General features: G+C 72.5%; 22 protein-coding genes. 9 read left to right on the top strand and 13 right to left on the bottom strand.

The genetic code is table 11. The features are described 5' to 3' along the window. Positions 1-115: 115 nt before the first annotated feature. From HCJ93_RS03260 to HCJ93_RS03245, 4 genes are all read right to left on the bottom strand, one after another. Positions 116-763: a response regulator gene (locus HCJ93_RS03260; protein WP_167991201.1), complete on the bottom strand. Its 648-nt coding sequence runs from the start codon at positions 761-763 to the stop codon at positions 116-118. Positions 764-863: 100 nt separating this feature from the next. Beyond that, a complete protein-coding gene (locus tag HCJ93_RS03255) occupies positions 864-2,126 on the bottom strand; it encodes a sensor histidine kinase (protein WP_167990891.1) in 1,263 nt (420 codons plus the stop codon). A gap of 25 nt (positions 2,127-2,151) precedes the next feature. Then, positions 2,152-2,925, bottom strand: coding sequence for an ABC transporter permease (locus HCJ93_RS03250; RefSeq protein WP_167990889.1), 774 nt, complete (start codon positions 2,923-2,925; stop codon positions 2,152-2,154). Positions 2,926-2,979: 54 nt separating this feature from the next. Further along, complete coding sequence (locus HCJ93_RS03245; protein WP_167990887.1) at positions 2,980-3,909, bottom strand: ABC transporter ATP-binding protein; 930 nt, start codon at positions 3,907-3,909, stop codon at positions 2,980-2,982. Between the two features lie 213 nt (positions 3,910-4,122). On the opposite strand from HCJ93_RS03245, the gene HCJ93_RS03240 reads away from it, so the two are divergent. Next, positions 4,123-5,382: a cation:proton antiporter gene (locus tag HCJ93_RS03240; RefSeq protein ID WP_167990885.1), complete on the top strand. Its 1,260-nt coding sequence runs from the start codon at positions 4,123-4,125 to the stop codon at positions 5,380-5,382. A gap of 171 nt (positions 5,383-5,553) precedes the next feature. On the opposite strand, the gene HCJ93_RS03235 is transcribed toward HCJ93_RS03240, so the two are convergent. From HCJ93_RS03235 to HCJ93_RS03220, 4 genes are all read right to left on the bottom strand, one after another. Next, positions 5,554-7,359, bottom strand: coding sequence for a sigma-70 family RNA polymerase sigma factor (locus HCJ93_RS03235; RefSeq protein WP_167990884.1), 1,806 nt, complete (start codon positions 7,357-7,359; stop codon positions 5,554-5,556). A gap of 294 nt (positions 7,360-7,653) precedes the next feature. After that, positions 7,654-9,093, bottom strand: coding sequence for a HAMP domain-containing sensor histidine kinase (locus HCJ93_RS03230; protein ID WP_167990882.1), 1,440 nt, complete (start codon positions 9,091-9,093; stop codon positions 7,654-7,656). Between the two features lies 1 nt (position 9,094). After that, complete coding sequence (locus HCJ93_RS03225) at positions 9,095-9,832, bottom strand: response regulator transcription factor (protein WP_167990880.1); 738 nt, start codon at positions 9,830-9,832, stop codon at positions 9,095-9,097. 287 nt (positions 9,833-10,119) lie between these two features. Then, on the bottom strand, positions 10,120-11,046 hold the full coding sequence (locus HCJ93_RS03220) for a zinc-binding dehydrogenase (protein WP_167991199.1): 927 nt from the start codon (positions 11,044-11,046) through the stop codon (positions 10,120-10,122). A 164-nt stretch (positions 11,047-11,210) separates the two neighbouring features. Here HCJ93_RS03220 and HCJ93_RS03215 point away from each other — a divergent pair, with 164 nt between their 5' ends. Then, complete coding sequence (locus tag HCJ93_RS03215) at positions 11,211-11,612, top strand: winged helix-turn-helix transcriptional regulator (RefSeq protein WP_167990879.1); 402 nt, start codon at positions 11,211-11,213, stop codon at positions 11,610-11,612. Between the two features lie 13 nt (positions 11,613-11,625). Here HCJ93_RS03215 and HCJ93_RS03210 read toward each other — a convergent pair whose 3' ends face one another. Beyond that, complete coding sequence (locus HCJ93_RS03210; RefSeq protein WP_167990877.1) at positions 11,626-12,099, bottom strand: MarR family winged helix-turn-helix transcriptional regulator; 474 nt, start codon at positions 12,097-12,099, stop codon at positions 11,626-11,628. A gap of 108 nt (positions 12,100-12,207) precedes the next feature. Between HCJ93_RS03210 and HCJ93_RS03205 the strand changes: the two genes are divergently transcribed. From HCJ93_RS03205 to HCJ93_RS03195, 3 genes are all read left to right on the top strand, one after another. Further along, on the top strand, positions 12,208-12,543 hold the full coding sequence (locus HCJ93_RS03205) for a YnfA family protein (protein WP_167990875.1): 336 nt from the start codon (positions 12,208-12,210) through the stop codon (positions 12,541-12,543). A 152-nt stretch (positions 12,544-12,695) separates the two neighbouring features. After that, positions 12,696-13,475 carry an SDR family NAD(P)-dependent oxidoreductase gene (locus tag HCJ93_RS03200; protein ID WP_167990873.1) on the top strand — a complete coding sequence of 260 codons (780 nt, stop codon included), beginning with the start codon at positions 12,696-12,698 and terminating at the stop codon, positions 13,473-13,475. Then, positions 13,472-13,612, top strand: coding sequence for a hypothetical protein (locus tag HCJ93_RS03195; RefSeq protein WP_167990872.1), 141 nt, complete (start codon positions 13,472-13,474; stop codon positions 13,610-13,612). The genes HCJ93_RS03200 and HCJ93_RS03195 overlap by 4 nt, the downstream gene beginning before the upstream one ends. Before the next feature lie 36 nt (positions 13,613-13,648). Here HCJ93_RS03195 and HCJ93_RS03190 read toward each other — a convergent pair whose 3' ends face one another. After that, positions 13,649-14,842 carry an RtcB family protein gene (locus tag HCJ93_RS03190; RefSeq protein ID WP_167990871.1) on the bottom strand — a complete coding sequence of 398 codons (1,194 nt, stop codon included), beginning with the start codon at positions 14,840-14,842 and terminating at the stop codon, positions 13,649-13,651. Positions 14,843-15,058: 216 nt separating this feature from the next. Between HCJ93_RS03190 and HCJ93_RS03185 the strand changes: the two genes are divergently transcribed. From HCJ93_RS03185 to HCJ93_RS03175, 3 genes are all read left to right on the top strand, one after another. After that, positions 15,059-15,898: a DUF3558 domain-containing protein gene (locus HCJ93_RS03185; protein ID WP_167990870.1), complete on the top strand. Its 840-nt coding sequence runs from the start codon at positions 15,059-15,061 to the stop codon at positions 15,896-15,898. 119 nt (positions 15,899-16,017) lie between these two features. Next, positions 16,018-16,908: a DUF3558 family protein gene (locus tag HCJ93_RS03180; protein WP_167990869.1), complete on the top strand. Its 891-nt coding sequence runs from the start codon at positions 16,018-16,020 to the stop codon at positions 16,906-16,908. Between the two features lie 139 nt (positions 16,909-17,047). After that, on the top strand, positions 17,048-18,364 hold the full coding sequence (locus HCJ93_RS03175) for a DUF2637 domain-containing protein (RefSeq protein WP_167990868.1): 1,317 nt from the start codon (positions 17,048-17,050) through the stop codon (positions 18,362-18,364). A 101-nt stretch (positions 18,365-18,465) separates the two neighbouring features. Here the strand turns inward: HCJ93_RS03175 and lysS are convergent, their stop codons facing one another. Next, positions 18,466-20,205: a lysine--tRNA ligase gene (lysS, locus tag HCJ93_RS03170; RefSeq protein ID WP_167990867.1), complete on the bottom strand. Its 1,740-nt coding sequence runs from the start codon at positions 20,203-20,205 to the stop codon at positions 18,466-18,468. A 171-nt stretch (positions 20,206-20,376) separates the two neighbouring features. Between lysS and argS the strand changes: the two genes are divergently transcribed. After that, the gene (argS, locus tag HCJ93_RS03165) at positions 20,377-22,140 is read left to right on the top strand and encodes an arginine--tRNA ligase (protein WP_167990866.1); all 1,764 of its coding nucleotides are present in this window, start codon (positions 20,377-20,379) and stop codon (positions 22,138-22,140) included. A 249-nt stretch (positions 22,141-22,389) separates the two neighbouring features. Here the strand turns inward: argS and HCJ93_RS03160 are convergent, their stop codons facing one another. Then, positions 22,390-23,586, bottom strand: a complete 1,197-nt coding sequence (locus HCJ93_RS03160; protein WP_167990865.1) for an aminotransferase-like domain-containing protein — start codon at positions 23,584-23,586, stop codon at positions 22,390-22,392. A gap of 177 nt (positions 23,587-23,763) precedes the next feature. Beyond that, positions 23,764-24,759 carry a porphobilinogen synthase gene (gene hemB, locus HCJ93_RS03155; RefSeq protein ID WP_167990864.1) on the bottom strand — a complete coding sequence of 332 codons (996 nt, stop codon included), beginning with the start codon at positions 24,757-24,759 and terminating at the stop codon, positions 23,764-23,766. Positions 24,760-24,800 lie beyond the last annotated feature (41 nt).

Raw genomic sequence — 24,800 nt, 5'->3', positions numbered from 1 at the left:
GCCCTCGTCATGTGCGGGAGGGACCACCGCCCTCGTCATGTGCGGGAGGGACCACCGCCCTCGTCATGTGCGGGAGGGCCCCCGCCCTCGTCCGTGCCGGGTGAGCGGACCGGCCTCAGTCGCCGCGGCCGCCCAGGATGCCCCGCTCGTACGCCGTCGCCACCGCTGCCGCACGGTCGTTGACCCCGAGCTTGGCGTAGAGGTGGGTGAGATGGGTCTTCACCGTGGCCTCGCTGATGAACAGCTCGCGGGCGATCTCGCGGTTCGAGGTGCCCCTGGCGACCAGGGCGAGAACTTCGCGTTCGCGGGGTGAGAGGGGCTCGTTGGCGGGCGCGCGGACCGCGGAGACCAGACGGGAGGCCACCGCCGGGGACAGGACCGTGCGGCCCTCGGCCGCCGCGCGCACCGCGGCGAACAGCTCCTCGCGCGGGGCGTCCTTCAGCAGATAGCCCGTCGCGCCCGCCTCGATCGCGGGGATGGTGTCGGAGTCCGTGTCGTAGGTGGTCAGGACCAGCACCTTGGCGCGGGCGCCGCGGCGGGTGAGTTCGGCGATGGCGCCGACCCCGTCTCCGTCCGGCATGCGCAGGTCCATCAGAACCACGTCCGGGTCGAGTTCGGCGACCAGCGCGACCGCCTCGACACCGTTGGCGGCCTCGCCGAGCACGGTGAAGCCGGGCGCCGACTCGAACATGCCCCGCAGGCCGTCCCGCACCACGGGATGGTCGTCGACGACGAGCAGGGAGATCACGGCGTCCTCCGGCACGGCGTCCTCCGGCACGCGGTGCTCGGGCACGCCGTCCTCGGGGACGCGGTCCCCGGGAGCGGGGTCCTCGGGAGCGGCGGCACCCTCGTCACCGGTCACGTCATCGGTCATGGCGCACCAACGGTACGCGAGCCGACACCGCCGTGCCGTACCCCGGTTCGGACTCGACGGTCAGCGAGCCGGCGATGCGTTCGGCGCGGGCGCGCATGCCGTCGAGGCCGAAGCCGCCGGTGCCGGTGCGCTCGGGCAGCGTCAGCGGGTCGAAGCCCCGGCCGTCGTCGCGCACGTCCAGGGTGACCTCGTCACCCATGAAGCTGAGCGTGACGCCGACGCGCGAGGCGGACGCGTGCCGGGCGGCGTTGGCCAGGGCCTCCTGGGTGATGCGCAGCAGCGTCGCCGACACCTCGGCGTGCAGGGACTCCTCGGTGCCGGTGAGCGTGAACTCGGCCCGTACACCGTTCTGATCGGACCACTGGGCGACCAGCTTCTCCAGGGCCTGGGGCAGTCCGTCGTGGGTCAGGGCCACGGGCGCGAGGTTCTGCACGGCGCGGCGGGCCTCGCCGAGGCTGTGCCGGGCGAGGTCGGCGGCGCGCCGCACATGCTCGTGGGCGGTCGCCGGGTCCGGTGTGCCCGCGACGACCTGCAGCTGGGCGATGATGCCGGTCAGGCCCTGGGCGATGGTGTCGTGGATCTCCGCGGCCAGCCGTCTGCGTTCGTCGGCGATGCCCGCTTCTCTCGCCTGCACCAGGAGCTGGGCGTGCAGGGCGGCGTTCTCGTCGAGGGCCTGCTGGAGGGCGGCGTTGGTGCGTTCGAGCTCGGCGATGGTGGCGGCGCGGGCGCGGGAGCGTTTCTCCTCCTGCGCGGAGAGGTTGCTGATCACGGTGAGCAGCACGTTGTTGGCGACCAGCAGCCCGGCGAACAGGGCCCACTGCGCGCCGCTGCGGAACGGCATCCCGCCGGCCTGCGAACCGGCCACGGCCACCGAGCAGGCGAACGGTCCGGCCCGCTGCCACCGCCTCCCGCCGGGGATCAGCTTGTCGGCGTCGAAGTAGCCGGTGACGGCGTAGAACGCGAAGAAGGGGTTCAGCCAGGTGAGCGCGAAGCCGAGCGCCCAGCGCAGGGTGTAGTACACCGCTCCGGCGGGCGTCGGCCCGGGACGGGAGCGGCCGGCCCGGCCCCAGTACAGCTGCAGCAGGAGGGCCGCGGGCACCAGGACCGCCGCCGTGTACCGTTCACCCGCGCTCGGCGTCAGCTCGGGGGCGGTGGCCGCCGCCAGGAGCGTGCCGCCGCCGAGCAGTCCGTACGGCCCCCACCTGCGGAACAGCTCCCAGCGCCGCTCGATGTCCGTGTCCGCCGCCGTCATCCCCCCAGTCTGCACGGAAGCCTTCCTACTCCCACCGGAACCAGCGGCTCGCCACCGCCGTCAGCAGCACCGCCCAGGCGGTGAGCACGGCGAGGTGGGACAGCGACGGCCAGTCGCCCGCGGCCGCCTGGTCGAGGGCGCGGGCCGCCGCTCCGAACGGGGTGAACCCGACGACGCGGGCGAGCACGTCCGGCATGGCCGCCACGGGCACCCAGACGCCGGCGCAGAACATGCTCGGGAAGAACACCGCGGAGCCGACCGCGGCCGCGATCTTCGCGGTCCGGGCACGCGCCGCCACCAGGGCCCCCATGGCCAGCGCGGCGGCGACCGCCAGCAGCAGGGCGAGGACATAGCCGAACGGCTGCTGCGGCAGCCGTACGCCGAAGGCGAGGCGGCCCACCGCGAGCGACAGCAGCGCCGACACCAGTCCCGCGGCGCCGTGCAGGGCCATCTGCGCGGACAGCAGGGCCGACGGGCGCACCGGGGTCGCCGACATCCGGCGCAGGATGCCGCGCTCCCGGTAGCCGGTGACGACGGGCGGCATCGCCTGCACTCCGGCCACGATCAGGGCGACCAGCACGGTCACGGGCACATAGGTGTCGATGAGCCGGATGCCGCCCAGGTCCTCGCTGACCTTCCGGAACGGCGGGATGCAGCCGAGGATCGCCAGCAGCAGGGGCGGGAACACCAGGATCCAGAAGAGGTTGCCGGGTTCCCTGCGGAAGAGCCGGGCCTCGGCACACAGCACGGCGTTGCGCGGGGAGGCGCCCCCGCGGGCGCCCGTCTGAGTCGTGGTCATGTTCCGGCTCCGTCCGGGTGTTCCGAGTGCGGCGTCTCGGGCGTCAGGCCGTCGTCAGGCCGTCGTCAGGTCGAGGAAGGCGTCGTCGAGCGTGGCGTCGGTGACGCGGAGCTGGTGCGCGGCGATCCGGCGCCGGGCGAGGAGCGAGATGACCGCGTTGACGGTCTCGTCCGTGCCGGCCAGCGTGATCCGGCCGTCCTTGTGCTCCACGGAGGCGAGCGCGGGCAGCGCGGCCACCTCCTCGTCGTCGAGCGGTTCCGACGGCGTGAACGAGATGACGGTGGAGCCCGCCGCCCGGCCGATCAGCCCGCGGGGTGTGTCGAGCGCGGCGATCCGCCCGTTGTCGATCAGGGCGATCCGGTCGCACAGCCGCTGCGCCTCCTCCATGAAGTGCGTGACGAGGAGAACGGTGACGCCGCGGGCGCGGACGTCCTCGATGAGCTGCCAGGTGTCGCGGCGGGCGCGCGGGTCGAGCCCGGTCGTCAGCTCGTCGAGCACCACGATCCTGGGGTCGCCGACCAGGGCGAGCGCGATGAACAGGCGCTGCTTCTGGCCACCGCTGAGCTTGGCGAACCGGGTGCCGAGCTGACCGGCGAGGCCGAGGCGTTCGGCGAGCGGACGCCAGTCGGCGGGGGCCGGGTACAGGGCGGCGTACAGCTCCAGCGCCTCGCGCACGGTGAGTTTCGGCTGCAGCTCGCTCTCCTGCAGCTGGGCACCGAGGACCCGGGTCACCGCCTCGTGGTCGGCGACCGGGTCGAGCCCGGCGACCCGGATGCGGCCCGCGTCGGGGAGGCGCAGGCCCTCCACGCACTCGACGGTGGTGGTCTTGCCGGCGCCGTTCGGGCCGAGGATGCCGAAGATCTCGCCCTCCTCGACGGCGAAGGAGACGCCGTCGACGACGGTCCGCCCGCCGTAGGACTTGCGCAGGCCGCTGACTTCGACGACCGGCCCGGAGGCGGTCGCCCTGCTGCTCGCCGTGGTCATGCGACGAGCCTCGCGCACGGGCGGCGCCCGCCGCATCGCCCATCACGCTCGAAGCGGCATCAGCCGATCGGCGGATGCGGTGGTACGACCTCGTGCCGGCTCGCCCCTCCGGTCCCTCCGTCGGCTGCCGTCCGGTGGCCCGGGACCGGGGGGTGGGTGACAGTGGCGGCAGGTCGGGTGGTGCGAGGGAGATGCGATGCTCCGGATCGGGTCATGAGCCATCCGGGCACCCTCGTCCTGATCATGGGCGCGGCCGTCCTCGCCCCGCTGCTGGTGTTCGCGGCCGGGCGGTGGGTGCGGATCCCGCTGGTCATCTTCGAGATCGTGCTGGGCGTGCTGATCGGGCCGGACGTGCTCGGCTGGGCGCACAGCACCGAGGTGGTCGACACGCTCGCCGATCTCGGACTGTCGATGCTGATCTTCCTCGCCGGCTACGAGATCGACTTCGCGGCGGTGCGCGGCGACACCCTGCGCCGTTCGCTGTGGGCGTGGCTGGTCTCGCTGGGCCTGGGGATCGGGCTGGCCTTCCTCGTCAGCGGCGAGGACGTGCTCCAGGCACTGGTCGTCGGCACCGCCCTGACCAGCACGGCGCTCGGCACGGTCCTGCCGATGCTGCGCGACAGCGGCGAACTGAAGGGCCGCTTCGGGACGGTGATGTCCGCGTTCGGGGCGGTCGGGGAGTTCGGCCCCGTGGTGGCGGTGACGCTGCTGCTCAGCGGGCGCCGGCCCGCCGAGTCCGCGGCGCTGCTGGTGGCGTTCGGCGTGATCACGGGCCTCGCGGTGCTGTGGGCGCTGCGGCCCCGGCCGCCCTGGTTCGGGCGGCTGGCCGAGCGGACCCTGCACAGCAGCGCCCAGTTCGCGGTCCGGTTCGTGATGCTGCTGCTGGCCTGCATGCTGGGCCTCGCCGAGGTGTTCGGCCTCGATGTGCTGCTCGGCGCGTTCGCCGCCGGGGTGCTGACCCGGATCATCCTGCAGCGGGCGGTGCCCGCGGCGGGCGGGGTGGTGCTGAGCAAGGTGGAGGCGATGGGGTTCGGCTTCCTGGTGCCCCTCTTCTACGTCGTCACCGGTATCGAGTTCGATCTGCACGCGCTGCTCCACGATCCGGAGGCGCTGCTGCTCGTGCCGGTGTTCCTGCTGCTGGTGGTGCTGGTGCGGGGCGGGCCGGTGTTCCTGCTCGCGCCGAGGGACCTGGGCCGCAGGGACCGTGCTGCGCTGGCGCTGTTCGCCTCCACGTGTCTGCCGCTCGTCGTCGCGATCACCACCATCGGGGTGGACCAGAAGCTGCTCGCCACGGACGAGGCGGCCTCGCTGGTGGGGGCGGCGATGATCTCCGTGCTCGTGCTGCCGCTGCTGGCGACGCGGGTGCGGGCGGGTGCCCGGAGACCGGAGAGGGCGGAGGAGGACGGCCGTGCGGGCCGGGCTGCTCCGGCCCGGCCCGCACGGGAGGGGGTGGACGACTCCGAGTCGTGGTGACTCCGGGTACGCCGCCGGTCAGGCGGCCACGCCCGCTCCCCGGGGCTCCCCCCGCTCCGTCTCGTGCCGGGACGTGATCAGGGCCGAGCGGGCACGGGCGGCGCGGGAAAGGACCGTGCCGAGCGGGCAGCCGCTGAGCGCGGCCGACTCCGAGACCCGTCACCCGGGGGTTCAGAAGCCGAAGACCTGGGTCCAGGTCCAGTCGTCGGTGGTGACGCCGACCCCCATGGTCTTGAGGTCGCAGTTGAGGATGTTCGCGCGGTGGCCGGGGGAGTTCATCCAGGCGTCCATGACCGCCGCGGCGGAACTCTGGCCCTTGGCGATGTTCTCGGCGCCGGGGCTCGGGTAGCCCTGGGCCTTGGCGCGGTCGACGAAGGAGCGGCCGTCCTGGCTGGTGTGGCTGAAGTAGTTGTTGGCCGACATGTCCTCGCTGTGCAGCTGGGCGGCCTTGGCGAGGCGGCTGTCGGCGGTCACCGGACCACAACCGGCCTTGCTGCGCTCGGCGTTGGTGAGCGCGAGGACCTGCGCGGCGGGTGAGCCTGCGGGGGCCGCCTGCGCGGTGGTCGACGGCTTCTTCCGCGGCTGCTGCTGCGCGGTCCTGGTGCGTTCCGGCTGGGTGGCGCGAGCGACCGTCGTCTTCCTGGGGGACGTGCTGGGCTTCGGGGACGCCGAGACCGACGGCTTGCGGGACGGGCCGGCGGAGGGCGAGGCGGAGGGCGAGGGCGAGGGCGTCACCGTATCGGTGCCGGACGTGGCGGACGGTTCGACGCCCTCGGGCGCCGACTGCACGGTGGTGCCGTCCTTGTCCTCCGGGGTGAGGATCGTGATGCCGCCGACGGTCCCGCCGGCGACGAGCAGCGCGACGGCGGCGGCTGCCACGGTCCGGTTCCGCCGCCTGCGCTGCCGGGTCCGGGCCCGGCGGCTGGTGCGCGGGCCGGCGCCGGCACCGATCCCGGCGGCGGGCGTCGGCGCCTCGGGCCCGGGCGCGCCGTGCGCGCGCGGGACGGCCGTCGTGGGCGCATCGACGTCGACGGGACCGCCGGGGAAGCCGTGGTCGCCGTACCCCGGTCCCCCGCCGGCCGCCGGTATCGGCTGGGTCGCCCCCGCGTCCGTGGTGAACGCCGGCCGGCTCGCCCCGGCGTCCGCCGCGAACGCCATCGGTGCCGCATCCGCCGCACCACCCGCGAAACCGGCCAGCGCCCCGCCGAGCAGGCCCGCGACCGGCACCAGCCCCAGGCCGACCAGCAGACCCTCCGCCGGGGCCAGGTCGGCCTGGAAACCGGCGCAGCGGGTGCAGTCCCGGGCATGGCGGGCGATCCGCTTGCGCCACAGGGCGGACGGGGTGCCGTCCCAGATGCCGACGACGTCGTCCAGCAGCACGCAACGCGGCTGCGCCGCCAGCGCCCGTACCACCAGCCGGGCCGTCTCCAGCTGGGCCTTCATGCGCTGCACCCGGACCGCCGTGTGCTGCGGCGACAGCTCCAGCGCCGCGGCCACCTCCGCGCGGGTCAGCTCGCCCGCGGCTTCCAGCCACCACAGGGACAGGAGCGCCTGGTCGTCCGGGTCCAGCCAGCGGGTGGCCTCCGCGACCTCGCGCCGCTGGCCTTGAAGTCCGAGCCGGATGATGGTCAGGTCCACGAAGTCGGCGCCGGGGTCGGCGACGTCGTGCGCGTCGTGCAGTTCCTGGCCGGCCGGTACGGTGCGGCCGTCGCGCCAGTGGTGGCGTATCTGGTTCATGGTGATGGCCACCAGCCAGGACCGGAACTTGGCGGGGTCGGCCAGTGAGCCGAGCGAGCGCAGGGCGCGCAGCATGGTCTCCTGCACCACGTCGTCGACGTCCGGGTGACCGTTCAGCGCCCTGCCCACGATGTTGTAGACCAGCGGCAGGCAGCCGGCGACGAGCTGGTCCTGCGCCCGCTGGTCACCGCTGCGCGCCGCCTCGACGACCGCCGCGCCCATGTCCCCGCTCGCTGCCATGCTCGTCCACTCTCCTTCTCGGTCCGGGGCTGTCCTGCCCTGCACAAGAGGAGAGCCACTGCCCGGGACGGGATAACAAAAAGCCTCCGGCCCGTTCAAGACATACGGAAAACCGCACCCGTTTGTTCGGATGCGGACCCCCGTTGTTCCCTTGCTCCCGGTTCTTCCGTTGCTTCCGCTGGCCGGACGTGCGGGAGCCGGTACCGCGCGGCGCGGGCGGCGGGGACGGGACCGGTCAACGGGGCACGAGGCCGGTCAACGGGGCACGGGGCAGGCCGGGGAGCGGGCGGCTGCTCAGTCCTCCGCGCTCGCGCCCGCTCCCGCCACCGTGAAGCCGATCACCGTGCCGCCGCCCTCGCGCCGGAAGGCGTAGGGGGCTCCGCCGTGGGCGAGGGCGACCTCGCGGACGATGGAGAGGCCGAGGCCGGAGCCGGGGAGGGAGCGGGCGGCGGGGGCGCGGTAGAAGCGGTCGAAGACGCGGAGCAGGTCGTCCTCGGCGATGCCGGGCCCCCGGTCCAGCACCTCCACCCGTACCGTCCCCGGACGGGCGGGGCCCGCGACGGCGATCTCCACCGGCCGGCTGCCGTCGCGGTCGAACTTGACCGCGTTCTCGACCAGGTTGGACAGCGCCCGCGTCAGCATGCCGGGCCGGCCCTCGGTGGTGGTGTCGCCGCTCGCCCGGACCAGGATCTCCCGCCCGCTGCGGCGGCGGGCCAGACCGGCGACGTCCTCGGCGATCTCGGCGAGGTCGAGCCGCTGCGGCGGCTCGCTGTCCGACTGGCCGGCCGCGAGGTCGACCAACTCGTTGACCAGGTCGGTCAGTTCCCGCGCCTCCTGGGTGAGGTCGTCGACCAGTTCCTCCCGGGTGCCGGGCGGAAGCTCGTCGATGCGGCGCAGCAGCGAGATGTTGGTGCGCAACGAGGTGAGCGGGGTGCGCAGTTCGTGGCCCGCGTCCTGGACCAGGCGGCGCTGGTCCTCCTCGGACTGGGCGAGCCGGCCCAGCATCCGGTCGAAGGCGCGGCCCAGCCGGCCCACCTCGTCGTGCCCGGCGACCGGCACCTGGATGCCGAGCCGGCGGGTGCGGGCGACGATCTCCGCGGTGTCGGTCAGCACGACCAGCCGGCGCGTGATCCGCCGGGCCAGCCACCAGCCGAACAGCCCGGCGCCGACCACCACCGCCAGCATCAGCACCAGCGTGCGCCGCTGCAGCGCCCGCAGCAGATCCTCGGTGTCGCTGGACTCCTGGGCGACCTGCACCGCGCCCCGGCTGCCGCCGAGCGCGACCGTGGCGACCCGGTAGACGTCGTCGCCGACGTCGACCTCCGCGTGCGTCACCACCTGCCCCGCGGTGCGCGCACCGGCCACCTCGCGGTCGGCGTCGACGACCGGCAGGCCGGGGCTGCCCGGGTCGAAGACGCTGCCGTCCGGCCCGAGCACCTGCACGTCGGTCCGCGCGGGCCGCACCAGGTCGTGGCCGGGGGCGGTGGAGGAGAAGTCGACCGGCGTCATCCGGTTCGCCCGCACCTCCTGGCGCAGATCCTGCACCACCTCGTCGAAGACGGACTGCTGGTCCACCCGCACCAGACGGGCCGCGGCGCTGTAGGAGAGCAGGCCGACCAGCACGGTGACGACGGCGGTCACCGAGGCGAACGCCACCGCGAAGGTGGTCCCCAGCGACAGCAGCCGCAGCCGGCGCCGCCCGCCCGCGGGGCGCGCGCTGCCCGGCACCCGCACCTCAGTCCTCCCGCAGCACGTAACCGACCCCGCGCACCGTGTGGATCAGCTGCGGCGCGCCGGGCTGGTCGAGCTTGCGGCGCAGGTAACCGACGTAGACGGCGAGGTTCTTGGAGCCGGGGCCGAAGTCGTAGCCCCAGATGCGGTCGTAGATGGTGGCGTGGTCCAGGACGACACCCGCGTTGCGCAGCAGCAGCTCCAGCAGCTCGAACTCGGTGCGGGTCAGCTCCAGTTCTCGCTCGCCCCGCCAGGCGCGGCGGGCCTGCGGGTCCATGCGCAGCCCGGCCGCCTCCAGCAGCCTGCCCGGCGCGGCGGCGTTCGGCGTGTCCGGCTGTGCGGCAACGGGGCCGGTGCCGTTCGGCCCGGGGGCGGGGGCGGCCCGCCGGAGCAGGGCGCGCAGCCGGGCGAACACCTCCTCCACGTCGAACGGCTTGACCACGTAGTCGTCCGCGCCCGCGTCCAGACCGGCGATCCGGTCCGCGGTCTCCACCAGCGCGGTCAGCATCAGCACGGGGGTGCGGTCGCCCTCGGCGCGCAGCACCCGGCACACCTGGAGCCCGTCGATGCCGGGCATCATCACGTCCAGCACCAGCACGTCGGGCCGGCTGCGGTGGGCCTCCGCCAGTGCCTCCACCCCGTCGGCGACGGCGGTGACGCGGTAGCCCTCCAGGGTCAGGGCGCGCTCCAGAGCGTTGCGGATGGCTCGGTCGTCTTCGGCGAGCAGAACGGTGTGCGGCACGTGCCCAGTGTGCCAAGTGCCGTTCCGCGGGACGGGGGCGCCGGTACTGGCCGGCTCCCTTCTTACCGGGTGGCCGGCCGACCACACCCGCCCCGCTCACCCTCCGATTTGTTTATGATTCAACTATACGGGTGAACCGCGAACCCGGCAGCCCTGTTCCGCCACCCCGCCCCCGGGCGGCCCCGCGCGCACATGAAGGGGACCCGGCCGCGCCGAACACGACCGGGCCCACCCGCCGCCTCCCGCGGACGGCCGCCGCCCGCGAGCCACGGAATCGACATCACGCACTACGGCACCAGCACCAACCGTCCCCGCAGCCCGCCCCTCGCCAGCCGGGCGTGCGCCTCCGCCGCGTCGTCCAGGGCGTACGTCCCGGCGACCCGCAGCGTCAGCCTCCCCTCCTCCACCAGCCGGACCAGCTCCGCCAGCCGGGCCCCGTCGGCGGCCACCTCCACCCCGGAGACCCGCACCCCGCGCTCCGCGCCCGGCACGGCCGTCGGAATGAGGCCGGCGTACGCCCCGCCGTCCCGGACCCAGGACACCGCCCGCCCGCCGAGCACCGCCGCGTCCAGCACGGCGTCGAAGTCACCGGCCGCGGGCTCACCGCTGACGAAGTCCGCGGCCCCCAGCGACCGCACGGACTCCTCGTCGCCCCGCCGGGCCAGCCCGGTGGCCTTCACCCCGCGCAGCGCGGCGAGCTGCACGGCGTACCCGCCGACCGCACCGGCCGCACCCGTCACCAGCAGCGAGGAGCCGGGGGCCGGGGCCAGCAGATCCAGCGCCCGGGCCGCGGCCAGCGCGTTCAGCGGAAGCGTCGCCGCCCGCACCGCGTCGGCCGTGCGCGGGGCCCTCGCCACCGCGCCCGCGGGCACCACTACGTACTCGGCATGCGTGCCCAGCGGCTTGATCATCCCGTACTGCAGCGCCACGACCTCGTCACCGACGCCCCATCCGGCCGCCGCACCCGGCGAGACGGCCCCGCCGGCCGCGGCCCCCGGACCCACCGCGTCCACGACCCCCGCGACGTCCCAGCCCAGCCCGAGCGTGCGCCCGGCGCCACCGAACACGCCTTCACGCACCGCCGCGTCCACCGGGTTCAGCGCCGCCGCCGCGACCTTGATGCGCACCTCCCCCTCCCCCGGCTCCGGCACCTCGGCCGGCACGATCCGCACGCTCTCCGGCCCGCCGAACGACGTCACCACCGCCGCACGCATGACACGCCTTGCACTCATGACGACAACTCCTCACGTCGGTCCGTCCGCCGCGAGCCGGCCCGTTCGTTCGTCCGCCGCCCCACGGCTGACCGCAACCCTAGGAAGAGCTACTATCCAGAAGGAAGTAGTTACCGCAGAGTGCGTATGTACCCGAGGAGTGAGTCATGCCGACCACCACGGCGGCCCAGCGCCGCCAGCAGGCCCGCATCGAGTACGACGCCTTCCTGCGCGACTGCCCCACCAACCAGCTCCTCGACCGCATCAGCGACAAGTGGGTCGCCCTGGTCGTCGCCGCCCTCGCCGCCGGCCCCATGCGCTACAGCGAACTCGGCCGCAAGATCGCCGGCGTCAGCCCGAAAATGCTCACCCAGACCCTGCGCACCCTGGAACGCGACGGCCTGATCAGCCGCACCGTCACCCCGTCCGTCCCGGTCCGCGTCGACTACAGCCTCACCCCGCTCGGCGAGAGCCTCAGCCGCCTCCTGACCGCCGTGAAGGACTGGGCCGAGACCCACATCGAGGAGGTCCACCAGTCCCGCGAACGCTACGACGCCGCGAACGCCTAGCACCCCGCGAGGGCTACGGCACCTCCCCCGCCCGCAGGCGGGCCGCCTGACGGGTGGCGAACTCCGTGGTGCGGCGCATGTGCTCGACGAACAGGGCCAGCTGCTCGTCGTCGAGATCGTCGAAGAGCGCCAGCCAGCCGCCGAGCCGCTCCCACACGCGCTCGAACTCCGCCGCCCGCTCCGGCACCGGGGCCACCAGGACCCGGCGCCGGTCCTCCTCGTCACGGCGCCGCTCGACATACCCGGCCCGCTCCAGGCGGTCCACCAGGCGGGTCGCCGAACCCGTCGTCAGTCCGGTCAGCTCCGCGACACGGCCCGTCGTCACCGGGCCGCCCTCCAGCGTCAGCAGGCTCAGGCACTGCAGATCGGTCGGATGCAGCCCCAGGTGATCGGCGACCGCCTGATTGAACAGGGCGTACGAGGCGATGTACCGGCGCGCGACCACGGACAGCTCCGCCAGCAGCCGCGACCGCGCGTTTCCCGACATGCAGAAGGTATCCCCGCCGCGGCGCCCTCCGGACGCCCTCCAACGAGGTGACACCAAGGGCGGCGGCAGACGACGGCCGCCCCGGAACCGCGTGCGAAGCTGACCGGCATGCTGATCCTCCGCTCCGCCGCCCTCTTCGTCCTCGCCGCCCTCTTCGAGATCGGCGGCGCCTGGCTGGTCTGGCAGGGCGTACGCGAGCACCGCGGCTGGCTGTGGGCCGCCGGCGGAGTGCTCGCCCTCGGCGCCTACGGCTTCGTCGCCACCTTCCAGCCCGACGCCCACTTCGGCCGCGTGCTCGCCGCGTACGGCGGCATCTTCGTCGCCGGGTCCATCCTCTGGGGTGTGGTCGCCGACGGCTACCGCCCCGACCGCTGGGACATCACCGGCGCGCTGATCTGCCTCACCGGCATGGCCGTGATCATGTGGGCCCCCAGGAACGGATAGCCGGGAACGGACAGCCCGAGTACGGACAGCCCGGGAACGGACAGCCCGGCGACGGACGACCGACGACACCGGCGCAAAGGCCGCACCCGGGGCGCGCCTATGCTGGCCGCACGACCCCGACACCGCCCGAGCCCGCCCGAGGAGCCGCAGACATGGCCAGCGCCGCACCGCCCGCAGCCTCCCGCATCGCCGTCGTCACCGGTGCGAGCAGCGGAATCGGCGCCGCCACCGCACGCGGACTGGCAGCCGCCGGCTACCGGGTCGTCCTCACCGCACGCCGCAAGGACCGCATCGAGGCCATCGCCGAGGAGATCAACGCCGCCGGGCACTCCGCGACCGCCTACCCCCTCGACGTCACCGACCGCGCCGCGGTCGACGAGTTCGCCACCGCCTTCAAGACCATCGGCGTCCTCGTCAACAACGCGGGCGGCGCACTCGGCGCCGACCCCGTCGCCACCGGCGACCCCGACGACTGGCGCCGGATGTACGAGACCAACGTGATCGGCACCCTCAACCTCACCCAGGCGCTGCTCCCCAAGCTGGACGCCAGCGGCGACGGCACCGTCGTCGTGGTCTCCTCCACCGCGGGCCACGCCACCTACGAGGGCGGCGCCGGCTACGTCGCCGCCAAGCACGCCGAGCACGTCCTCGCCGAGACCCTCCGCCTGGAGATCGTCGGCCGCCCGGTCCGCGTCATCGAGATCGCCCCCGGCATGGTCAGGACCGAGGAGTTCGCCCTCACCCGCTTCGGCGGCGACGCGGAGAAGGCCGCCAAGGTCTACGAGGGCGTCGCCGAACCCCTCACCGCCGAGGACGTCGCCGACACCATCACCTGGGCCGTCACCCGGCCCAGCCACGTCAACATCGACCTCCTGGTCGTCCGCCCCCGCGCCCAGGCATCCAACACCAAGGTCCACAGGGAACAGCCATGACCGACGACGCCGAACAGAAGCGCCTCGCCCTGGAGAAGAAGCGCGAACGCTACGTCTGGATCTACCTGGGCTACTTCCTCTTCGGCATCCACGTGGTCGCCTTCGTCATGATCTACGCGGTGATGCACGCCAAGTAGCCCCCGGCGACACCGCCGGGGGCCACTCTCGTCCGGTCAGCCCTTGACGCAGACGACCTGCTTCAGCTTGGCCACGACCTCGACGAGGTCGCGCTGCTGGTCGATGACCTGCTCGATCGGCTTGTAGGCGCTCGGGATCTCGTCCACGACGCCGGAGTCCTTGCGGCACTCCACGCCCTGGGTCTGCTCCGCCAGGTCCCTGGCCGTGAAGCGCCGCTTGGCCGCGTTGCGGCTCATCCGCCGGCCGGCGCCGTGGGACGCCGAGTTGAACGACTTCTCGTTCCCCAGCCCCTTCACGATGTACGAGCCGGTGCCCATCGAGCCCGGGATGATCCCGTACTCGCCGGAGCCCGCGCGGATCGCACCCTTGCGGGTGACCAGCAGGTCCATGCCCTCGTAGCGCTCCTCCGCCACGTAGTTGTGGTGGCAGGAGATCTCGGGCTCGAAGACCGGCTTCGCCTTCTTGAACTCCTTGCGGATCACGTCCTTCAGGAGCGCCATCATGATCGTGCGGTTGTACTTGGCGTACTCCTGCGCCCAGAACAGGTCGTTGCGGTAGGCCGCCATCTGCGGCGTGTCCGCCACGAAGACCGCGAGGTCCCGGTCGACCAGGCCCTGGTTGTGCGGAAGCTTCTGGGCGATGCCGATGTGGTGCTCGGCAAGCTCCTTGCCGATGTTGCGCGATCCGGAGTGAAGCATGAGCCAGACGGAACCGGACGTATCAAGGCAAACCTCGACGAAGTGGTTGCCCCCGCCGAGCGTGCCGATCTGCTTCGCCGCGCGCTCCTCACGGAACTTGACCGCGTCCGCGACTCCGCCGAAACGCCCCCAGAAGTCGTCCCAGCCACCCGTCGGGAAACCGTGCAGCCGGCCGGGATCGACGGGATCCTCGTGCATGGCCCGCCCCACCGGAATCGCCTGTTCGATCTTCGAGCGGAGGCGGGAGAGGTCGCCGGGGAGGTCGTTCGCGGTCAGGGACGTCTTCACCGCCGACATGCCGCAGCCGATGTCCACGCCCACGGCGGCGGGGCATACCGCGCCCTGCATCGCGATCACCGAGCCGACCGTCGCGCCCTTGCCGTAGTGGACGTCCGGCATGACGGCGAGGCCCTTGATCCACGGGAGGGTGGAGACGTTGCGGAGCTGCTGGAGTGCGCCCTCCTCGACGGTGGCCGGGTCGGTCCACATGCGGATGGGTACCTTCGCGCCCGGCATCTCCACGTACGTCATGACGTCCTCATTCCCCCGAAAGCGTGCATAAAGGATTGAAACGCAAAACCGGCGCCAAGGTCGATGAAAAGGGATGACGGACCGGCGTCCACGGCAGTGCGTGCGATACACATTGTCTGCAGGCGGCGCCCCCGCACGGCAAGCGATTAAGCAGCCGGGGCCCCCGCCCGGCCCGGCGGGCACCGGCCCGCGTCCACCGTCGAGAGGAGCCCGATCGTGCAGCGGAAGGCGTACGCGGCCGGCGTCGCCGCACTCCTCGCGGCGCTGCTGGCCGGCTGCACCGGCAGCTCCGGCGACGGAGGCACGACGGACAACTCCAACCCGGGCGAGCCGGGCACCGCGACGCAGGCGGCGGAGCCGGGCAAGTACGCGGCGCTGCCGGAGCCCTGCGGCGCGGTGGACCAGAAGCTGCTGGACGAACTGCTGCCGGGCATCGCGCAGTTGCCGGACGAGGCGCAGCGGGAGAAGGCGTACGCGGGTGAGGCGACGGTCACCTTCGACACGGACCGCAAGGCGGGCTGCCGCTGGAAGGTGGAGTCGGCGCAGGCCACCAATCATCTGCGGGTGGATTTCGAGCGGGTCGTCTCCTACGACAACGCGGTGAGCGACGACAGCGAGGCGGAGCGGCTGTTCGCGAGGCTGCTGACCGAGGCGGATCTGGCGGAGCCGGAGGCCGGGGCGTCGGGTTCGGCGAGCACCGGCGGCGACGACAAGGAGGACGGCGACGGCGAAGGGGCGAAGTCGCCCAAGTCGCCACCTTCGTCCGGTTCGTCGTCGGGGACGTCTCCCTCGTCGCCCTCGTCGTCCTCCTCCGGTCTGCCGTCGCGGGTTCTTGAGGACCTGGGTGACGAGGCGTACCTGGCCGACGAGCTGAGCAGCTCGGGTTCGACGGCCAAGCAGCGCACGGTGACTGTGGCGTTCCGCACGTCCAATGTGATCGTGACCGTCGAGTACGCGGAGCAGTCGGCGATGGTCGGCGTGGTGCCGGACAGCGAGGAAATGCAGGACAGGGCGCGGAAACTGGCCTCCGGGCTGTCCGGTTCGCTGAGCGGCTGAGGGCTCTCCACGGGCTCTTCACGGCCGTCCGCAAGTCCCGCGAAGGAAGACCACACGAGTGGCGTACCGCGTACCGTGACCCCTCGGACCCCGTTCCGACCGCAGGGAACACGAGCGTCATGAGTGAAGGAACCATGCAGCGACGAGCACAGCGAGATCAGCGTGATCAGCGGACCAGGCGCCTGAACCGGGTTCTTGTCTGCGCGGCCGCCGTCCCCGTGATGCTGGTCGCCGGCTGCTCCTCGGACTCCGGCTCCGGCGAGGGCAAGGACAAGGGCGCGGGTGCGACCGTCTCGACCTCGAAGAGCCCGTCGCCGACGGTGCAGGCGGCGGCGTTCAAGACGCTGCCCGAGCCCTGCGAGGTGCTGTCGGAGAAGATGCTCGACGAGCTCGTGCCGAAGGCGAAGAAGGGCAAGGAGGGCAGCTCGGACGATGTGTCGTCGCGGGCCAGCTGCTCCTGGAGCAGCCTCGACAACAACGGTGTGAAGGGTTCGCAGTTCCGCTGGCTGAATGTGTCGCTGCTGCGTTTCGAGTCGGATGTCACGCGTGGTTCGGGTGACAAGCTGGCGAAGCAGTACTACGGCAAGCAGGTGCGCTCCGCCGAGGGGTCCGAGGGTGCCAGGGACGTGAAGTCGGAGCCGGTCGCGGGGACGGGCGACGAGGCCACGGCGGTGCGCTACGAGCTGAAGAAGAAGGAAGGCACCTTCAAGCAGCAGACGGTGGTGGCGCGGGTCGAGAACGTGGTGGTCACGCTCGACTACAACGGTGCCGGTCTGGCCGGTGACAAGACGCCGGACGCCGACGACCTGATGAAGGACGCGAAGGCGGCGGCGAAGCAGGCGGTGGCGGCGGTGACGAAGGCGAACGGCTCGTCCGGTTCGAAGTCGTCGTCGAAGTCGCCGTCCAAGTCGTCGTCGAAGCCCTCGTCCGAGTCGTCCGCGTCATCCAAGTCATCCAAGTCGTCGGAGTCGTCCGAGTCGTCGTCGGGGGCGGGCAAGTCCTCGGAGTAGTCCTCCGAGCCGTCGGCCACGTCGTCGGAGCTGCCCGGCACGTGCTGATCACGGCGCCGAACGAGAACCGGCCACCCGTCCCCCGCACACATGTGCCACTCTGTTGCGCGCAAGAACAGGCATGCGGAGGGGAGTACGGGTGGCCGCGCCACTGCAGCTGACACGGATGCACCGGGTTCTCATCGGTGTGGTCGTGACCGGTGCCGTGATCATCGCCGGTATCGGCTTCGCCGGTTCGTACGCGGCCGTCCGTGAGCTGGCCCTGAAGAAGGGCTTCGGCGACTTCAGTTATGTCTTCCCCATCGGTATCGACGCCGGCATCTGTGTGCTGCTGGCGCTGGATCTGCTGCTGACGTGGATCCGCATTCCGTTCCCGCTGCTGCGGCAGACGGCGTGGCTGCTGACGGCGGCGACGATCGCGTTCAACGGTGCGGCGGCGTGGCCGGATCCGCTCGGCGTCGGGATGCACGGTGTGATCCCGGTGCTGTTCGTGGTCGCGGTGGAGGCGGCCCGGCATGCGATCGGGCGGATCGCGGACATCACGGCCGACAAGCACATGGAGGGCGTGCGGCTGACCCGGTGGCTGCTGTCGCCGGTTCCGACGTTCCTGCTGTGGCGCCGGATGAAGCTGTGGGAGCTGCGCTCCTACGATCAGGTGATCAAACTGGAGCAGGAGCGTCTGGTCTATCAGGCGCGGCTGCGGTCGCGGTTCGGCCGGGCCTGGCGCCGCAAGGCGCCGGTGGAGGCGCTGATGCCGCTGCGGCTGGCGAAGTACGGGGTGCCGCTGGCGGAGACGGCGCCTGCGGGGCTGGCGGCGGCGGGCATCGAGCCGGTGCTGATACCCCCGGCGCCGCAGCCGGAGGCGGCCGGCGCCATGGGGACGGCGCAGCAGGCGGCGGCGCCCGCGGGTGAGCAGCGTCTGGAGCTGGAGCGGCAGGCGGCCGAGCCGCAGCAGCAGTTCGAGGCCGGCCCGCAGTACGACGGGGACGGGCCGTACGACCCGGCGATGGACCAGAATCCGTGGCTGCACGCGCGGGATCCGCGCAGTGTGGAGTACCACGGCGACTACGACCCGACCTATGACCCTGAGCAGTACGCCCAGTGGGCGGAGGAGCAGCGGCAGGCGGACGAGTATCTGGAGCAGGAGGAGCCGCCGGCGCCGGATCCGGGGGTGGAGGAGACGGGCGGTTTCCCCATCCCGGTGTCGCCCGGGCGGACCCGTGAGCTGGGTGAGGGCGGGGGCGCGCCGGAGCCCGCGGGGCCGACGGAGGAGGACTTCTACCGGCTCTTCCGTGAGTCGGTGAAGGGCGGCAACGGGACGCCGACGCCGCGTGGTTTCGCCGCGGACGTCGAGGCGGTCTACGGCGTGACGCTGGACGGTCCGGAGGCCAAGCGCATGATGGACCGCTTCTCGAACCGGCTGAACGCCGAGCTGACGGAGGAGCACATCGCCTGAGGCGGGGCGGCCCGCGGCGGGAGCGCAGGAGTACGCGGAGGGGGCGCCCGGTGGATTCCGGGCGCCCCCTCGTTGTGTGGGCGTACGCGGAGCGCGGTGGCTCACTCGCCGAGCAGGTACCGCACCTTCTCCTGGCCCACGGCGAGCAGCAGGGTGGGCAGGCGCGGGCCGGTGTCGCGGCCGACGAGGAGCTGGTAGAGCAGGGCGAAGAAGGCCCGCTGGGCGGTCTTGATCTCCGGCGGCAGCTCCTTGGGCGTGGCGTCGGCGGAGAAGCCGGCCTGGACCTTGGGGACGCCGTAGACGAGGTGGGTGAGCCCGTCGAGGGACCAGTGCTCGGCGAGGCCGTCGAGAAGGAGCCGGATGGATTCGCGGCTGCGCTCGTCGAGGGACTTCAGCAGTTCGGCGTCCGGTTCGTCGCGGACGATGGTGCGCTGGTCGGCGGGGACGTGGGTGTTGATCCACGCCTCGGCCTTGTCGTAGCGGGGGCGGACCTCGTCGAGGCTGGTGAGCGGCCGGGACGGGTCGAGCTCGCTGAGGATGCGCAGGGCCTGGTCCTCGTGGCCGGCGGTGATGTCGGCGACGGAGGCGAGGGTGCGGTAGGGCAGCTTGCGGGGCGTGGACGGCAGCTCGCCGCGGGCGGTGCGCACCGCGCGGGAGTGTGCGGCGCGGTCGGCGGGCAGTGCGGTGCCGTCGGCGACCTTGGCCTCGAGGCGGTCCCACTCGTCGTAGAGACGCTGGATCTCCTGGTCGAAGGCGACCTTGAAGGACTGGTTGGGCTTGCGGCGGGCGTAGAGCCAGCGCAGCAGCTGGGGCTCCATGATCTTCAGCGCGTCGGCGGGGGTGGGGACGCCGCCGCGCGAGGAGGACATCTTGGCCATGCCGCTGATGCCGACGAAGGCGTACATGGGCCCGATGGGCTGCTTGCCGCCGAAGATGCCGACGATCTGTCCGCCGACCTGGTACGACGAGCCGGGTGAGGAGTGGTCGACGCCGCTGGGCTCGAAGACCACGCCTTCGTAGGCCCAGCGCATGGGCCAGTCGACCTTCCAGACCAGCTTGCCGCGGTTGAACTCGTCGAGCCGGACGGTCTCGGAGAAGCCGCAGGCGGTGCAGGCGTAGGTCAGCTCGGTGGAGTCGTCGTCGTAGGAGGTGACGGTGGTGAAGTCCTTCTCGCAGTTGCCGCAGTACGGCTTGTACGGGAAGTAGCCGGCCGAGCCGGAGCTGCCGTCGTCCTCCGTGGCGGCGCCGGAGCCCTCGGCGGCCTCGAGTTCGGCCTCGTCGACGGGCTTCTGGGACTTCTTGGCCGGGGCCTTCTTCGTGCGGTACTGGTCGAGGATCGCGTCGATCTCGTTGCGGTGCCGCATGGCGTGCAGGATCTGCTCGCGGTAGGCGCCGGAGGTGTACTGCTCGGTCTGGCTGATCCCGTCGAACTCGACGCCCAGCTCGCCCAGCGATTCGATCATCGCGGCCTTGAAGTGCTCCGCCCAGTTCGGGTAGGGGGAGCCCTTGGGGGCGGGGACGGAGGTGAGGGGCTTGCCGATGTGCTCGGCCCAGGTCTCGTCGATCCCGGTGACGCCGGCCGGCACCTTGCGGTAGCGGTCGTAGTCGTCCCAGGAGATCAGGTGCCGGACCTGGTACCCGCGGCGGCGGATCTCGTCGGCGACCAGGTGCGGGGTCATGACCTCGCGCAGGTTGCCGAGGTGGATCGGGCCGGAGGGGGAGAGACCGGACGCGACGACGACAGGTTTGCCCGGGGCCCGGCGCTCCGACTCCTCGATGACCTCATCCGCGAAACGGGAGACCCAGTCGGTGGTCTCGGTGCTCTGAGCCACGATCGGCACGTCCTCTTTTTCTGGAGTTCCTGGGGCGGGATCTGATGCTGATGGAAGGTACTGACGAGTACCGCCCCGGCCATTCTCCCAGACCGGCACGCGCCCGGGAAAACGGCTTTACCCCCCGTGGGATACTGACGGGGTCTATCCATCCCCACGAGGAGAACGGCACCCCTACTTATGGCCTCGGTCACCTCCCTGAGCGACACCGTCCAGCAGCAGCTCGCGTCCGCGATCTCGGCCGTCCGGCCCGAGGCGGCCGCGGACCCGCTGCTGCGACGAAGCGACCGGGCGGACTACCAGGCCAACGGCATCCTGGCGCTGGCGAAGAAGGCGAAGGCCAATCCGCGGGAGCTGGCGGCCGAGGTGGTGGCGCGGGTGACCACCGGCGATGTGATCAAGGACATCGAGGTGTCCGGGCCGGGCTTCCTCAACATCACGATCGCGGACGAGGCGATCATCCGGAATCTGGCCGCGCGTTACGCCGACGAGGCGGGCCGCCTCGGTGTGCCGTACGCGGAGCACCCGGGCACCACGGTGATCGACTACGCGCAGCCGAACGTGGCGAAGGAGATGCACGTCGGGCATCTGCGCTCGGCGGTGATCGGTGACTCGGTGGCGAAACTGCTGGAGTTCACCGGCGAGAACGTGATCCGCCGCCACCACATCGGCGACTGGGGCACCCAGTTCGGCATGCTCATCCAGTACCTGGACGAGCACCCGCACGAGCTGGACCACAAGGAGGCCGAGGTCACCGGCGAGGAGGCGATGTCGAACCTCGACCGCCTCTACAAGGCCGCGCGCAAGCTGTTCGACTCCGACGAGGACTTCAAGACCCGGGCCCGGCGCCGTGTGGTGGACCTCCAGGCGGGCGACCCGCACACGCTTCGGATGTGGCAGAAGTTCGTCGACGAGTCGAAGATCTACTTCTTCTCCGTGTTCGAGAAGCTGGACATGGAGATCCGCGACGAGGACATCGTCGGCGAGTCCGGCTACAACGACATGCTGGCGGAGACCTGCCGGCTGCTGGAGGAGTCGGGTGTCGCGGTGCGCTCGGAGGGCGCGCTGTGCGTGTTCTTCGACGACATCAAGGGCCCGGACGGCAAGCCGGTGCCGCTGATCGTGCAGAAGTCGGACGGCGGCTTCGGCTACGCGGCGACGGACCTGTCGGCGATCCGGGACCGGGTGTTCAACCTGAAGGCGAACAGCCTGATCTACGTGGTGGACGCCCGCCAGTCGCTGCACTTCAAGATGGTGTTCGAGACGGCCCGCCGGGCGGGCTGGCTGAACGACGACGTCAAGGCGTACCAGCTGGCGTTCGGCACGGTCCTGGGCAAGGACGGCAAGCCGTTCAAGACCCGTGAGGGCGAGACGGTCCGGCTGGTGGACCTGCTGGACGAGGCGATCGAGCGTGCCTCGGCGGTCGTGCGGGAGAAGGCGCAGGACCTGTCGGAGGAGGAGATCGCCGAGCGCGGGGCGCAGGTGGGCATCGGCGCGGTGAAGTACGCGGACCTGTCGACGTCGGCGAACCGGGACTACAAGTTCGACCTGGACCAGATGGTCTCGCTGAACGGCGACACCTCGGTGTATCTGCAGTACGCCTACGCCCGGATCCGGTCGATCCTCCGCAAGGCCCCCGAGGACGCGCGTCCGGCCGCGCACCCGGAGCTGCCGCTGCACGAGGCGGAGCGCGCCCTGGGACTGCATGTGGACGCGTTCGCGGAGACGGTGGCGGAGGCGGCCCGCGAGTACGCCCCGCACAAGCTGGCGGCCTACCTGTACCAGCTGGCGTCGCTGTACACCGCCTTCTACGACAAGTGCCCGGTGCTGAAGGCCCAGTCGCCGGAGCAGGTGGCCAACCGGCTGTTCCTGTGCGACGTGACGGCGGCGACGCTGCGCCAGGGCATGGCGCTGCTGGGCATCCGGACGCCCGAGCGCCTCTGACCGCCACAGCGGACGGCTGACATACGGGTGCGGCCCCTCCTCTCCCCCGAGGCGAGGACAGGCCGCCGCTCGTTGCCGCCGCCGGAGGTGGCCGGCGCCCTCGGCGCGCGCGGCTCCCTCCGCACCCCGATGACCGCGGCGGTCCCCCGGCACGCTGGTCCGGGCCCGCTTCCGTCCCGCCGGGCGGGCACCCGCGGGTGCTTCGTCGAGGGCACCGTCCGCGCCCCGGCGCCTCGCCCTCCGGACGAGCTACGCCGTGAGACCGGCCCGGAGTCTGCGCAGCCCCTCCGCGATCTCGTCCGGGGTCTGGGTGACGAAGCAGAGCCGCAGGGTGGAGCGGTCGGGGCCGTCGGCGTAGAAGGGGGCGCCGGGGACGTAGGCGACGTCCTCGCGGACCACCTGCGGAAGCAGCGCCGTGGTGTCGTACGAGGCGGGCAGCCGCACCCACAGGAACATGCCGCCCTCGGGCCGGGTCCACACCGAGCCCTCGGGCAGGGCGGCGGGCAGGTGGGTGAGCATGGCGTCGCGACGGGCGCCGTAGACGCCGGCGACGCGGCGGACGTGGGCGTCCAGGTCGTGGTCGGCGAGATAGCGGGCGGCGGCGAGCTGGTTGACGGTGGGGGTGTGCAGATCGGCGGCCTGCTTGACCACCGCGCAGGCGCGGCGCAGCCCGGCGGGGGCGCGCAGCCAGCCGAGGCGCAGGCCGGGTGCCATGACCTTGGAGAAGCTGCCGAGCAGCACGGTGCGGTCCTCGGCGCCGGGCAGCGAGGCGATCCAGGGCACGCGCTCGCCCTCGTAGCGCAGCTCGCCGTAGGGGTCGTCCTCGACGATCCACAGGCCGCGCCGTGCGGCGACCCGGGCGACGGCGGCCCGCCGGTCCGGGGGCAGGGTGCGGCCGGTGGGGTTCTGGAAGGTCGGCACCAGGTAGAGCAGCTTGGGCTGCTCGCGGGCGACGAGCAAGTCCAGCGCCTCGGGGTCGAGGCCGTGCTCGTCGCCGGGGACGGCCAGCACCCGGGCTCCGGCGAGCCGGAAGGCCTGGAGGGCGGCGAGGTAGCAGGGCCTCTCGACCAACACGGTGTCGCCGGGTTCCAGCAGTGCGGTGGCGAGCAGGGACAGGGCCTGCTGGGAGCCGGTGGTGACGAGGAGGTCGTCGGCGGTGGTGGGCAGGCCGCGGGCCCCGGTGCGGGCGGCGAGGGCGGCCCGCAGTGCGGGCTCGCCCTCGGTGGTGGAGTACTGCAGCGCCTGCGCGGGTCTCTCGTCGAGCACCGCCCGGTACGCCGCCGCGATCCCCTCGGTGTCGAACAGCTCGGGTGCGGGCAGCCCGCCCGCGAAGTTGATCACCTCGGGGCGGGCGGTCACCGCCAGGATGTCCCGCACGGGCGAACCGCCGGTGTTCCGGGCGCGTGCGGCGAGCAGGGGCACGGACGCGGACGCGGTGACGGTCATGACAGGCTCCCGGGCTGCGGCGGCGTGGTGTCCCCGCACCCTAAGGAATACCTGCGTCCTACAAGCACTCGTTTCCGCGATGCGGACGCCCGCACCCCAGCCGTCAGGAGCGACGCCCACCCGGCGGTCGGTCGCGCAGCCCGCCGCTGCCGTCGGTCGCGCAGCCCGCGCCCGCGGTCAGTCGCGCAGCTTCTGCGCGACCTCCGTCGCCCAGTAGGTGAGGATGTTCCGGGCGCCGGCGCGCTTGATGCCGGTGAGGGCCTCCATGATCGCCCGGTCGCGCTCGATCCAGCCCTTCTCGGCGGCGGCCTCGATCATCGCGTACTCGCCGGAGATCTGGTACGCGGCGACCGGCACGTCCACCGCGTCCGCGACGCGGGCCAGGATGTCCAGGTAGGGGCCGGCCGGCTTGACCATCACCATGTCGGCGCCCTCCTCGAGGTCCAGCGCCAGCTCGCGCAGGGACTCGCGGGTGTTGGCCGGGTCCTGCTGGTAGGTCTTGCGGTCGCCCTTGAGCGAGGAGGCGACGGCTTCCCGGAAGGGGCCGTAGAAGGCGGAGGCGTACTTGGCGGTGTAGGCGAGGATCGCCACGTCCTGGTGACCGGCCCGGTCGAGGGCCTGGCGGATGACGCCGATCTGGCCGTCCATCATGCCGCTGGGGCCGACCACATGGGCGCCCGCCTCGGCCTGCACCCGGGCCATCTCCGCGTACCGTTCGAGGGTGGCGTCGTTGTCGACGCGGCCCTGCTCGTCGAGGACGCCGCAGTGGCCGTGGTCGGTCGTCTCGTCAAGGCACAGGTCGGACATCACCAGCAGGTCGTCGCCGACCTCGGCGCGCACGTCCCGCAGGGCCACCTGCAGGATGCCGTCGGGGTCGGTGCCCGGCGTGCCGACGGCGTCCTTCTTCGACTCCTCGGGCACCCCGAACAGCATGATCCCGGAGACCCCGGCCGCCACGGCCTCGGCCGCGGCCTTCTTCAGACTGTCCCGCGTGTGCTGCACGACTCCGGGCATCGAGCCGATCGGCACCGGTTCGCTCACGCCCTCGCGGACGAAGGCGGGCAGGATGAGGTCGGCGGGGTGCAGCCTGGTCTCGGCGACCATCCGACGCATCGCGGGGGTGGTCCGCAGCCGCCGGGGCCGCGTGCCGGGAAAGGATCCGTACGTCGTCATACACCTACGCTACGCCCGCCCGGACCCCGCATTTGCCGACG

Source organism: Streptomyces composti (genome assembly GCF_012034205.1).
In the GTDB taxonomy this organism is placed as follows: Bacteria; Actinomycetota; Actinomycetes; order Streptomycetales; family Streptomycetaceae; genus Streptomyces; species Streptomyces composti.
The sequence above is the reverse complement of the archived record's forward strand: the minus strand, read 5'-3'. Positions and strand labels throughout refer to the sequence as shown.

Excerpts from the sequence above, each read along its gene's own strand:
- HCJ93_RS03220 (WP_167991199.1), bottom strand. The coding sequence starts at position 11,046 with ATGCGTGCGGCGGTGGTGACGTCGTTCGGCGGGCCGGAGAGCGTGCGG.
- HCJ93_RS03190 (WP_167990871.1), bottom strand. The coding sequence starts at position 14,842 with ATGACGTACGTGGAGATGCCGGGCGCGAAGGTACCCATCCGCATGTGG.
- argS (WP_167990866.1), top strand. The coding sequence starts at position 20,377 with ATGGCCTCGGTCACCTCCCTGAGCGACACCGTCCAGCAGCAGCTCGCG.
- HCJ93_RS03200 (WP_167990873.1), top strand. The coding sequence starts at position 12,696 with ATGGCCAGCGCCGCACCGCCCGCAGCCTCCCGCATCGCCGTCGTCACC.
- HCJ93_RS03195 (WP_167990872.1), top strand. The coding sequence starts at position 13,472 with ATGACCGACGACGCCGAACAGAAGCGCCTCGCCCTGGAGAAGAAGCGC.
- HCJ93_RS03210 (WP_167990877.1), bottom strand. The coding sequence starts at position 12,099 with ATGTCGGGAAACGCGCGGTCGCGGCTGCTGGCGGAGCTGTCCGTGGTC.
- HCJ93_RS03250 (WP_167990889.1), bottom strand. The coding sequence starts at position 2,925 with ATGACCACGACTCAGACGGGCGCCCGCGGGGGCGCCTCCCCGCGCAAC.
- HCJ93_RS03215 (WP_167990879.1), top strand. The coding sequence starts at position 11,211 with ATGCCGACCACCACGGCGGCCCAGCGCCGCCAGCAGGCCCGCATCGAG.
- HCJ93_RS03255 (WP_167990891.1), bottom strand. The coding sequence starts at position 2,126 with ATGACGGCGGCGGACACGGACATCGAGCGGCGCTGGGAGCTGTTCCGC.
- HCJ93_RS03180 (WP_167990869.1), top strand. The coding sequence starts at position 16,018 with ATGAGTGAAGGAACCATGCAGCGACGAGCACAGCGAGATCAGCGTGAT.
- HCJ93_RS03240 (WP_167990885.1), top strand. The coding sequence starts at position 4,123 with ATGAGCCATCCGGGCACCCTCGTCCTGATCATGGGCGCGGCCGTCCTC.
- HCJ93_RS03245 (WP_167990887.1), bottom strand. The coding sequence starts at position 3,909 with ATGACCACGGCGAGCAGCAGGGCGACCGCCTCCGGGCCGGTCGTCGAA.
- HCJ93_RS03205 (WP_167990875.1), top strand. The coding sequence starts at position 12,208 with ATGCTGATCCTCCGCTCCGCCGCCCTCTTCGTCCTCGCCGCCCTCTTC.
- HCJ93_RS03235 (WP_167990884.1), bottom strand. The coding sequence starts at position 7,359 with ATGGCAGCGAGCGGGGACATGGGCGCGGCGGTCGTCGAGGCGGCGCGC.
- HCJ93_RS03160 (WP_167990865.1), bottom strand. The coding sequence starts at position 23,586 with ATGACCGTCACCGCGTCCGCGTCCGTGCCCCTGCTCGCCGCACGCGCC.
- hemB (WP_167990864.1), bottom strand. The coding sequence starts at position 24,759 with ATGACGACGTACGGATCCTTTCCCGGCACGCGGCCCCGGCGGCTGCGG.